Source organism: Corallococcus exercitus (assembly GCF_003611585.1).
Classification (GTDB): Bacteria; Myxococcota; Myxococcia; order Myxococcales; family Myxococcaceae; genus Corallococcus; species Corallococcus exercitus.
This window is the reverse complement of the sequence record NZ_RAVW01000378.1, coordinates 1-9,555: the sequence shown is the minus strand read 5'-3', so window position 1 is coordinate 9,555 and position 9,555 is coordinate 1. Positions and strand designations below refer to the sequence as shown.

9 protein-coding genes are annotated in these 9,555 nt (G+C 70.9%); 6 read left to right on the top strand and 3 right to left on the bottom strand.

The annotated features are described in order from the left end of the window. Positions 1-1,017, top strand: a 1,017-nt coding sequence (locus D7W79_RS46530; protein ID WP_208729897.1) for a cytochrome c oxidase subunit I, incomplete at its 5' end; no start/stop codon positions are given. On the opposite strand, the gene D7W79_RS32770 is transcribed toward D7W79_RS46530, so the two are convergent. Continuing rightward, positions 1,014-2,468: a glycosyltransferase family 87 protein gene (locus tag D7W79_RS32770; RefSeq protein WP_244222098.1), complete on the bottom strand. Its 1,455-nt coding sequence runs from the start codon at positions 2,466-2,468 to the stop codon at positions 1,014-1,016. The genes D7W79_RS46530 and D7W79_RS32770 overlap by 4 nt on opposite strands. Positions 2,469-2,872: 404 nt before the next feature. On the opposite strand from D7W79_RS32770, the gene D7W79_RS32765 reads away from it, so the two are divergent. The 4 genes from D7W79_RS32765 to D7W79_RS32750 all read left to right on the top strand — a co-directional run bounded on the left by D7W79_RS32765 (position 2,873) and on the right by D7W79_RS32750 (position 7,270). Then, positions 2,873-3,445, top strand: a complete 573-nt coding sequence (locus D7W79_RS32765; protein WP_147442163.1) for a hypothetical protein — start codon at positions 2,873-2,875, stop codon at positions 3,443-3,445. Then, the gene (locus tag D7W79_RS32760; RefSeq protein WP_244222097.1) at positions 3,442-4,440 is read left to right on the top strand and encodes a c-type cytochrome; all 999 of its coding nucleotides are present in this window, start codon (positions 3,442-3,444) and stop codon (positions 4,438-4,440) included. The genes D7W79_RS32765 and D7W79_RS32760 overlap by 4 nt, the downstream gene beginning before the upstream one ends. Before the next feature lie 103 nt (positions 4,441-4,543). Beyond that, a complete protein-coding gene (locus tag D7W79_RS32755) occupies positions 4,544-5,656 on the top strand; it encodes a LysM peptidoglycan-binding domain-containing protein (protein ID WP_120529290.1) in 1,113 nt (370 codons plus the stop codon). Positions 5,657-5,791: 135 nt separating this feature from the next. After that, entirely contained in the window at positions 5,792-7,270 is a 1,479-nt protein-coding gene (locus tag D7W79_RS32750) for a hypothetical protein (protein ID WP_147442162.1), read from the top strand. Here D7W79_RS32750 and D7W79_RS32745 read toward each other — a convergent pair whose 3' ends face one another. Continuing rightward, on the bottom strand, positions 7,271-7,774 hold the full coding sequence (locus tag D7W79_RS32745; RefSeq protein ID WP_120529288.1) for an arsinothricin resistance N-acetyltransferase ArsN1 family A: 504 nt from the start codon (positions 7,772-7,774) through the stop codon (positions 7,271-7,273). Beyond that, positions 7,771-8,559 (bottom strand): hypothetical protein, encoded by a 789-nt coding sequence (locus tag D7W79_RS32740; RefSeq protein ID WP_120529287.1) that lies wholly within the window; start codon positions 8,557-8,559, stop codon positions 7,771-7,773. The genes D7W79_RS32745 and D7W79_RS32740 overlap by 4 nt, the downstream gene beginning before the upstream one ends. Positions 8,560-8,797: 238 nt before the next feature. On the opposite strand from D7W79_RS32740, the gene D7W79_RS32735 reads away from it, so the two are divergent. Then, positions 8,798-9,223: a nuclear transport factor 2 family protein gene (locus D7W79_RS32735; protein WP_120529286.1), complete on the top strand. Its 426-nt coding sequence runs from the start codon at positions 8,798-8,800 to the stop codon at positions 9,221-9,223. Positions 9,224-9,555: the final 332 nt, after the last annotated feature.

Here is a 9,555-nt window from a genome sequence, read left to right as displayed (position 1 = left end):
TCGTCGGCAGCGTCAGATGTCTATAAGAGACAGGTGGTGTACCAGCACCTGTTCTGGCTGTTCGGCCACCCGGAGGTCTACATCCTCATCCTGCCCGCGTGGGGCATGGTGGGGGACTTCGTGGCCTTCTTCAGCCGCAAGCCCGCGCACGGCTACCGGCTCACGGCGGGGGCCATGGGCGCGGTGACGGCGCTGAGCGGCGCGGTGTACGCGCACCACCTGTTCACCAGCGGGATGGCGCCGGTGCTGGGGCGCACGTTCATGGTGCTGACGCTGCTGATTTCCCTGCCCGCGGAGGTGATGTTCCTCAACTGGCTGATGACGCTGTGGCGGGGCAGCGTGCGGCTCACGTCGCCGATGCTCGCGGCGCTGGCGACGATGATCGTCTTCGGCCTGGGCGGCATCACGGGGCTGGCGCTGGGCGCGGTGGCGACGGACGTGCCGCTGCACGGGACCATGTGGGTGGTGGGCCACTTCCACCTGACGATGGGCGCGGCCAGCTTCCTCGCGGTGTTCGCGGGGCTCTATTTCTGGTTCCCGCGCATGTACGGGCGCGCGCTGGATGAGCGGCTGGCGAAGGTGCACGTGGTGCTGAGCGCGGTGCTGTTCATCGCCGTCTTCGGTGGGCAACTGGTGGCGGGCTACGCGGGGCAGCTGCGGCGGCTCTATGACCCGTACCAGTACACGTTCCTCGCGCACCTGCTCACGTTGAACCGGTGGACCAGCTGGGCCGCGTTCGCCCTGGGCACGGTGCAGTTGGTGTTCGTGGTGAACCTGGTGCGGACGCTCGGGTGGGGCCGGGCCGCGGAGCCGAACCCGTGGCGGGTGGGCACGCTGGAGTGGACGGACGCGGGCCCTGGCGCCGTGGTGCTGCGCGGACCGCATGCGCTGTCGCAACCGGAAGTACAAGAGCAACTGGGTCGCGACTGGATTGGACAGGCGGAGCCGCTGCCCTCGAGCGAGCCGACGGTGGAGCCGGTGGCGCCGCCGGTGCCCGGGGTGGAGGGCGCCGTCTAGCGGTGTTCCCAGAGGTCCACGCCGCCGGTGTCGCCCGGGGGGAAGCGGCGGACGAAGCGCTGCTTGAACCAGGGAAGGCTCTCCGGCGTGAGCTGCCAGGTGCCGCGCTCGCCGAGGATGACGAAGCGGCAGGAGTCCAGCATGACGCGCAGGGCCTGCTGGGCCTCGGGGGCGGAGAGGGCTTCGGCGGTGTCGTCGAAGCGGTCGCCGGTGCTCATGGCGTCCTGGAGCATGGTGGCGTAGCCATCCACGATGGGGGTGGCCCCCATGGGGAGCCGGCCCGCCGCGAGCGCCCAGCCGGGCTCGAAGGAGAAGAGGCACGCCTTGGGAGGCACGTCGGCGCGGAGGTACTTCGCGAGCGCCATGACGTCCAGGTCCTGCCGCTGGCCACTCTGGACGACGTGCCACGCACCGGGCAGGCACGCGGCGGCGAGGACGAGCACGGCCACGGCCCGTGATGCGGCGCGGCCCCAGCGCACGCTGAAGGCCTGGAGCACGGAAGCGCCCAGGCCCGCGAGTACGGCCTCCGAAGCGGCGAGGTGCGCGTTGTACTGGTTCCAGTAGGTCCGCGACGTGAGGAACAGGACCACGCTGAGGATGAACGCGCAGGCGAACAAGCGGGCGGCGGGACGGTGCTCCGGGCGAGCGCGGAAGGCGCGCACGCACGCGGTGCCCAGGCCCACGAGGGCGAGGAGCACCTCTCCCAGCCGGCGCTCGTGGAAGATGTCGTGCAGGCGCCAGCGGTCCGGCTCGCCGTCATAGGGGCGCAGGGCCTGGAAGGTGATGACGTCGCGGAAGAACTCAGAGGGGGCGAGCGCGGCCAGCGGTCCCACGACGACCGCGAACGTGGCGAACGCGACGAGCACGGGCAGGAGGGCGTGACGCCAGGACTCCTTCCCCGGACGGGCGCACAGCGCGGCGACGAGCCACAGTCCACCCGGAATCTTCACGGAGATGGCGAGGCCCAGGAGCACGCCCGCGCCAATGCGGCGTGCGCGGGAGTGGGGGCCGGGGGCGAGCCAGAGGTTCGCGAAGCCCAGGCACAGGACGTTGAGCAGGGGCTCGAGGAAGGTGCCCCGCTCGACGAGGGTGGCCTCCGGATACGTGGCATAGGCGAGCGCGGCCACGCAGCCCGCGAGCGGCCCCCAGGCGCGCCAGGCGACGCGGCCCGCGAGGAACACGCACAGGGCGCCCACCGTGGCGGCGAGATAGCGGGTGACGCCATAGGCGGTGGCCGCATCGAGCCCCAGCGTGAGCGCGGCGCCGGGAGCCCAGAGCAGGAGGCCGCCGGGCGGGTGGACGAAGATGAAGTCGCGGTAGGGCAGGTCTCCGCGCAGCAGGAGTGACGCGGCGGAGAAGTAGACGCCCTCGTCGTAGTCCAGCGGGTAGCCCATGGGCCCGGAGCCCTGGAAGAACGCGAGCGCGCGCAGCACCCAGGCACCCAGTGCCACGATGATCAACGGCCAGAGGTCCAGGCCCCTCGAAGCGTGAGGGAGGACGGAAGGGGACGGAGCAGCGAGCGGAGGGGGCGCGGGTTGCATCGGAAGTAGGCGCGGGAGGCTACTACCGGAGTGCCCGGCCGCACGCGGCGTTCTTGCACGGCGCCGTGGTCACGCGCACGAAGGCTCCATGCTCCAACGAGGCTTCCATCGGCCAGGTACTGCATCGGGCCTCGACGCATGGATGCGCATGGGCGCGGCCCGAACAGGCGTCATGTGCCCCGTGCCGGGCTCGTGAGGGCTCATGAGTACATGCATGGACGTGATTCGGTCGATGGGCGCCGCTCCGAGGGACAGGGGACTGCCCGGCTTCCTGGTGCTTTCCGCCGGGCCCAGGCATGCGAGAGTCCTTCCCCGTGAGCACGCACGAACTGGCTTCGCCGTCCCCTCATCGCGACGAAGGGAACCTCTGGTTCGGGGCCGTCATCGCGCACGCCGCGGCCGCGATGCTCTTCTGCGCGGTGGCCTTCACCGCGGGCTTCTACCGGCTGCGCGGCTTCTTTCCTCCCGTGTCCGCGCGTCCCGGATACCTCGTTCCCGCGCTGGCCGGTGGGCTCCTCGTCATCGGGGCCGTGCTGCTGCACGTCGTGCTCGAGCGTGGCGCGGATCCTCGCCGGATCCGGTTCCCGCTGCTGGGCGTGCTGGGCGCCGGGGCGGGCTTCCTCGCGACGCAGGCGGCGTGGCTGCACGTGCTGTTCTGGTACCGCGACCTGCGCATCCCGGACAGCGGCGTCTTCGCCTCCGCGCTGTATGGCCTGTCGGCGGTGCAGGCCGCGCACCTGGCGGTCGTGCTCGTGGGATTGCTTCGCGCGGGACTTCGCGTCCTGCGTGGCCTGGAGGCTCGCGCTCCGTTGCGGCGGGCCCTTCCCGGGTGGTGGTGTTCGACGGTGATGTACGGCGTCCTCTTCGCGGTGGTGTACCTCCCATGAAGCCCACTTCCAGCTTCTCGCTTCGCATGCTCGCCGTGCTCGCGCTCGGGGCGCTCGCTCCCGCGTGCCGCAAGGAGACGCCCACCTTCGAGCCCCTGAAGCTCGCGGACGGCACGGTCATCCCAGCCGCGACGCTGTCGCGCGGATACGACGTCTACACGCACTACTGCGCGTCCTGTCACGGTGAGAAGGGCGACGGTCAGGGCCCGGCGGGCTCCGGCATGCGGCCTCCGCCGCGCAACTTCCGCCAGGGCCTCTACAAGTTCGGCGGCGTGGCCGCGGGCGAGCTGCCCACCGACGACGCGCTCAAGCGCACCCTGCGCCGGGGTCTGCACGGCACGCCCATGTTCGCGTGGGACGTGCCCCCGGCGGACGTGGACGCCGTGGTGCAGTACCTCAAGACCTTCAGCCCGCGCTGGAAGCAGGAGTCCCCCGGCGCGGCGCTCGCCCTCTCCGAGGACCCATGGAAGGGCCGTGAAGCCGAGGCCGTGGAGCGCGGCCGCACCGTCTACCACGTGGCCGGCAAGGGCAACGCGGGCTGCGCCAGCTGCCACGTCGCGTACCTGCCTCGCGCGGAGCTCGCCGCGCTCATGGAGAGCGTCACCGGCCGCAAGGTGAACCTGGCGAACGCGGATCCGTACACCGCGCTGCCTCGGGATTCGGACTACTCGCTCACCGTGGACGCGAAGGGCGAAGCCACGCAGCTGGCCAAGGTGCTGCCGCCCGACTTCCTCTTCCATCGCCTGCGCACCGTGTGGCCCCAGGGCACGCGTGTGGAGGGCCAGCCGTACACCGCGCAGGCCCAGCGCGAGGACCTCTACCGCGTCATGGCCGCGGGCGTCGGCGGCGCCGCCATGCCTTCGTGGAGGGGCGCCATCCCGGAGGAGAACCTCTGGGCGCTCGCGTACTACGTGCAGAGCCTCGTCGTGATGCACGACACCTCCGCGGCCCGCGATCTTCAGCAACGATTGCGTGACTCGAAGGTGCAGGAATAACGGATAGATTCAGCAACCTGAAAAGTAGGCCTTCCTGGGAAACTAATTCCCAGCCGTCGCGAAAATCCGGGCACTGATTCCCTCTTTTCCCGGAGTTTCACCCGTGACGACCTATTCCGTTCGCAGCGGCGACACGTTGAGCGGCCTCGCGCAGCGCTTCAACACGTCGGTGGGTTCGCTTCAGAAGACGAACCACATCGCCAACGCGAACCTCATCCGCGTGGGCCAGCGGCTGACGGTGCCGGATGGGTTCCAGGCGGCTCCGTCCAAGGCGGGCAGCTACACGGTGCGCAGCGGCGACACGCTGAGCGGCATCGCGGGGCGGCACGGCACGACGACGGCGGCGCTGGCGAAGGCGAACCACATCGCCAATCCGAACAAGATCTACGTGGGCCAGAAGCTGACGATTCCGGGCGCGGGCGGAGGCTCGGCGCCGGTGACGTCGAAGCCGCCTTCTTCCGGGGGGGCCTCGTACACGGTGCGCAGCGGCGACACGCTGAGCGGCATCGCGGGCAGGTACGGCACGACGGTGGGGGCGTTGCAGCAGGCGAACCACATCTCGAATCCGAACAAGATCTTCGTGGGCCAGAAGCTCACGATTCCGGGCCGCACCGGAGGCACGGGCGGGACGTCGAAGCCGCCTCCGTCGACGGGCGGCGTGAACGGGACGCCTGGCACGTCGGGTGGCAAGGGCGGCGTGACGGTGGCGCAGCTGCGGCGGATCATGCCGAACCTGTCGCAGGCGAAGGCGGAGCAGTACCTGCCGCACCTGAACAAGGCGATGGCGGAGGCGAACATCAACACGCCCCGGCGCAAGGAGATGTTCCTGGCGCAGCTGGCGCACGAGAGCGGCGAGCTGCGCTACATGGAGGAGATCGCCTCCGGCGCGGCATACGAGGGCCGCAAGGACCTGGGCAACACGCAGCCGGGCGACGGCAAGCGCTACAAGGGCCGAGGCCCCATCCAGCTCACGGGCCGCGCGAACTACCGTGCGGCGGGCAAGGCGCTGGGCATCGACCTGGAAGGGCACCCGGAGCGCGCGAAGGATCCGGACGTCGCGTTCCGCATCGCGGGTTGGTACTGGCAGTCGCGCAACCTGAACAGCTACGCGGACGCGGGCAACTTCCGCGAGGTCACCCGCCGCATCAACGGCGGCTACAACGGCCTCGCGAGCCGCGAGATGTACTACCGCCGCGCGCAGGACGTGCTGGGCTGATGCCCGTCTGGGGCGTGGGACCCAGGTCCCACGCCTGGGCCCACGGATGCGGAAGGGTGCCTGTGATTCCGGGCACCTGACACTGGCGCACCGGGTGCACTCTGGGCCGGCTCCTCCTTCCTCGGAGCGAGCCTGATGTCCCGAATCGATGCGCCCGGTAGCAGTCCCCTGTCCCCCGAACCCACGCTTCCTGAACCCGATGCACCCGCGCCCGAGCTTCGCGTGGGCACGACCGCGTCCCGTAGGACCTCCGTCAGTGAGAGCAGTGCCTCCGCGCCCTCGCGTAACGAGCTGCGCGCCTATGACGGCCCCACTGTTCCTTCCTCCGCGCCCCGTGCCTCCACTCCGCACGCTGAAGGGCCCGCCGTATCCGCGCGTGAGCTCGCGGCCATGGGCGGCCGGTTGCGTTCCCCTTCCGCTCCCGTCCCCGAGGACGTCTATGCCTCGGTCCGCTCGCACCTGACTCGCAGCCTGTCGAACCCCTTCCTCACCGGCAGCGACGTGAAGGCCACGCACGATGCTCTGGGCTCCGTGCCTCGTGAGGCGTACCGCGCGACGCTGGAGCGCATGGACCGTGATGGCCTGCTCGCCACGTATGTGTCCCGGATGGATGCTCCGTCACGCCAGGCCTTCCTCGAACAGGCTGCGTCGAATGGCGTCCTCTCACTCCGCGCTGGCAGCTCGCCGGGACCGCTCGGCATGCCCGGCCGGCCGGAGACCTTCGTCAATGATCCGAAGCTGCCCTTGGCCCTTCGCGACGCGGTGAACGCCCACGCCACCGACACGGGCCGTGCCTCCGTCGTCGCCTACGACGCGTACCTGCAACGCTATGGCGATGCCGTGGCTCAGGCCGGAAGCCTTCAGGCCCTTCGCGCGCTCGGGCCTCCGCAGGCGCTGGATCTTCGCGAGACGTCGCTCGGGCTCTCCTGGTCCGATCCCCAGCGCGCACGCTACGAGTCTGAATGGAAGGCCGGCCTGGGGCGCCCCCAATACTCGCTCGTCCAGGCCTACGAGGCCGTCACTGCTCGCGCGCTGGTCCTCTCCGGCGAACGTCCCGCCGGTGCCTTCGTCTCCGCCGAAGCGAGCGCGTCCCATGACCTGCTCCACTTCAAGCGCGAGGCCCATGCCTCCGCTCGCGGCACCACCGACGTCCAGACGCAGGGGGGCATCGCCACGAAGGCCGGGCCCCTGGGCCTCGAAGTGATGACGGACGCGCACGGCAAGACGGAGGCGCAGCTCCAGGTGGACCTGGGCATCGCCAGCGTGAGCCGTGACTCGGAGGGCAAGGTGGAACTGTCCCTGGGCGCGGGCCCGCATGCCCGTGCCCACGCGACCCTCAACCCTCGCACCGCGGAGTTCGGCGGCGGCATCGCCTTCGAAACCTCCGACAAGGCCGGCCAGAGCCACGCCAGCCTCAAGCTGGGCTACGGCCTGCGCGGCCTCACCCCCGAGCGCGCCGCCCAGGCCGTTCGTGGCGACATCCCCGGCCTGTTCAGCCGCCCCCGGGACCTGGACCCCGGCGTCGCCTGGGAGTCCCTGCCCTCGGAGCGCCGGGCCCTCTATGAACGGCAGGGCTGGACGCGCGAGGAGTGGGCCCAGGACGCGCGGCGCTGATCACCGCACGTTCGCGGGCAGCAGCTTCTCCACCACCACCACGTCGTGCCACACACCGTCGAGCGGGGCGTGCTTCTCGTGGACGCCCACCTCCCGGAACCCCAGCCGCCCGAGCAGTGCGCGGCTGCGCACGTTGGTGGCGAAGACTCGCGAGGTGAGCTTGTGGAAGCCCGCTCCTTCCGCCTCTCTCAGCAGCGCCTGCATCAGGTGCTGGCCCACGTTGCGCCCCCGGGCCTCCGGCGCCACGTAGATGCTGAAGTCCGCGATGCCCGCGTAGCACTCGCGAGGGCTGTACGCGCTGGTGGAGGCGTACGCGATGACGCGTCCGTCCTCCTCCGCCACCAGCACCGGGTGGCGCTTGCCCAGCCACGCGTCGATGTCCTCGGGCGTGCGCGGGCGCGTTTCGAAGGTGGAGGCTCGCTCGGCGAGGGCCGCGTTGTAGATGGCCGCGATGGCGGCGCGGTCCTCGCGCGTGGCGGCCCGGACGGTGGGCAGCGCGGTCATGGCGTGGGCCGGGGCGAGCGCGGCGCCGGCGACTCCTCCGGCTCGGGTTCCGGGCGCAGGGAGTAGGCGGTCCACAGCGCGAGGTGCCACGGGACGAGGAGCAGGGAGATGCCATTCGTGAACAAGGCGGACGGGAGGGCGATCAGGCTCCACACCACGGCCGCAGACCACAGCACCGCCGAACCGATGACCTGCAGGTCCCGCGACCGTGAGTGGTGGCCCACCATGGAGAGCAGGGTGAAGAGCCAGAGGACCACGCCGATGCCGACCGTCACCTCGGTCGCCGCCGGCATCCGGAAGTAGTCGAGCAAGGCCCCCACCCCCACCAGGCCCCCTGACTGGTACAGCAGGCTCACCACCGCCAGGGTGATGTCGCCACTGCTCAGCCCCGGCTCCCTCCCGCCGGTGCGCTGCGGCTCCAGCAGGTCGGGTGGCAGCTCCATCGCGTAGGGATAGCCCAGGGCGATCAACGCCTCCTTCGCCGCGTGCCGCACCTTCATCCCGCCCGAACCCGCGTGGTCCCCCACCGGGTTGTTCCGGTCCAACAGTCCCAGCAGCAGATCCGCCCGCTCGCGCAGCGGCTCGTCCGGCGCGGGCGGACGGCCCAGGCCCACGATGAGCGCGTCGATGTCCGCGCGCACCATCCCCGGCGAGCGCACCTCCTCCAGCAGGAACGTCAGCGGCGGGAACGGAGCCGGCACCGCCGCGACAGGCGTGGGGAGGAGGTCGAACTCCTCCTCGACGGTGGACGGCGGCGGCGCGGAACGGAGGGCTTCCTGGGACATGGCTGCTCCTGGAGGACAGTCATCCTCCGGCGGAAGCGCGGGAGCAAGGGGGCGCCCCCCGGCCTCCGCGGGAAGGAGGAGACAGTGTCCGTGGAAGCCGGGCCACCCGGAGGCGAGGGGGTGGTGCCTCCGTCCGGGGGCCGAGGGAGCAGCCTCCCGAAGGAGGCCACCGTCCTCCCGCGTGCGCACCCTTCCCGGGCACACCCCTTACTTCTCTTGCGACGAACGAGGACTCCCGATGGCGATGGAACGAGCGCAGCGGTTCGTGGACGCACTGCTGAAACTGGAGGAGCACGGCGACATCGAGCCGATGGTCGCCCTCTTCACCGACGACGCGCAGGTGAGCAACGTCGCTTCGCCCAGCGTCTTCTCCGGCGTCGACGGCGCCCGCCGCTTCTGGACCGAGTACAAGGGCACCCTGGGCCAGGTGAAGTCCACCTTCCGCAACATGATCGAATCCGGCGACCGCGTGGCCCTGGAGTGGGAGACGCAGGGCACCGCGCATAACGGGGCCGCCGTCGCCTACGAGGGCGTCTCCATCATCGAGTGGGACGGCGACCGGGTCCGCCGCTTCTTCGCCTACTTCGACCCGCATGCCCTGGGTCAGGAGCTGGCCCACGGCACCGCGCCCCGTTCCGAGGTGCCTTCGACGACGCCGGCCTGACGCGGGCGAGACTTTCGGCGTCCCCCGGGGTTCATGTCGCTGGCCATCCCGGGGTGCACCGTCATGCAAGGTTCACCGGACCCGGTGTGCACTTCCGTGCACCGGGCCCTTGAGCCGGGGTAGCCTGAGGAGACCTGGCCCGCTCTTTTTCGACGGGCTGCGTTGTCCCCCCGGAACCCCATGATGACCCGCGTCATTGCCCCCCTCCTGGCCGTCCTGCTCCTGGCGGCCTCCCCCGCTGGCGCGGCCCTCGCGCCGGACGCTCCCGTGCTGGTTGCCGCGGCCAAGCGCAAGCCCGTGAAGCGCAAGCCCGCCCGCCCGGTGTCCGGCTC

Excerpts from the sequence above, each read along its gene's own strand:
- D7W79_RS32760 (WP_244222097.1), top strand. The coding sequence starts at position 3,442 with ATGAAGCCCACTTCCAGCTTCTCGCTTCGCATGCTCGCCGTGCTCGCG.
- D7W79_RS32750 (WP_147442162.1), top strand. The coding sequence starts at position 5,792 with ATGTCCCGAATCGATGCGCCCGGTAGCAGTCCCCTGTCCCCCGAACCC.
- D7W79_RS32745 (WP_120529288.1), bottom strand. The coding sequence starts at position 7,774 with ATGACCGCGCTGCCCACCGTCCGGGCCGCCACGCGCGAGGACCGCGCC.
- D7W79_RS32740 (WP_120529287.1), bottom strand. The coding sequence starts at position 8,559 with ATGTCCCAGGAAGCCCTCCGTTCCGCGCCGCCGCCGTCCACCGTCGAG.
- D7W79_RS32735 (WP_120529286.1), top strand. The coding sequence starts at position 8,798 with ATGGCGATGGAACGAGCGCAGCGGTTCGTGGACGCACTGCTGAAACTG.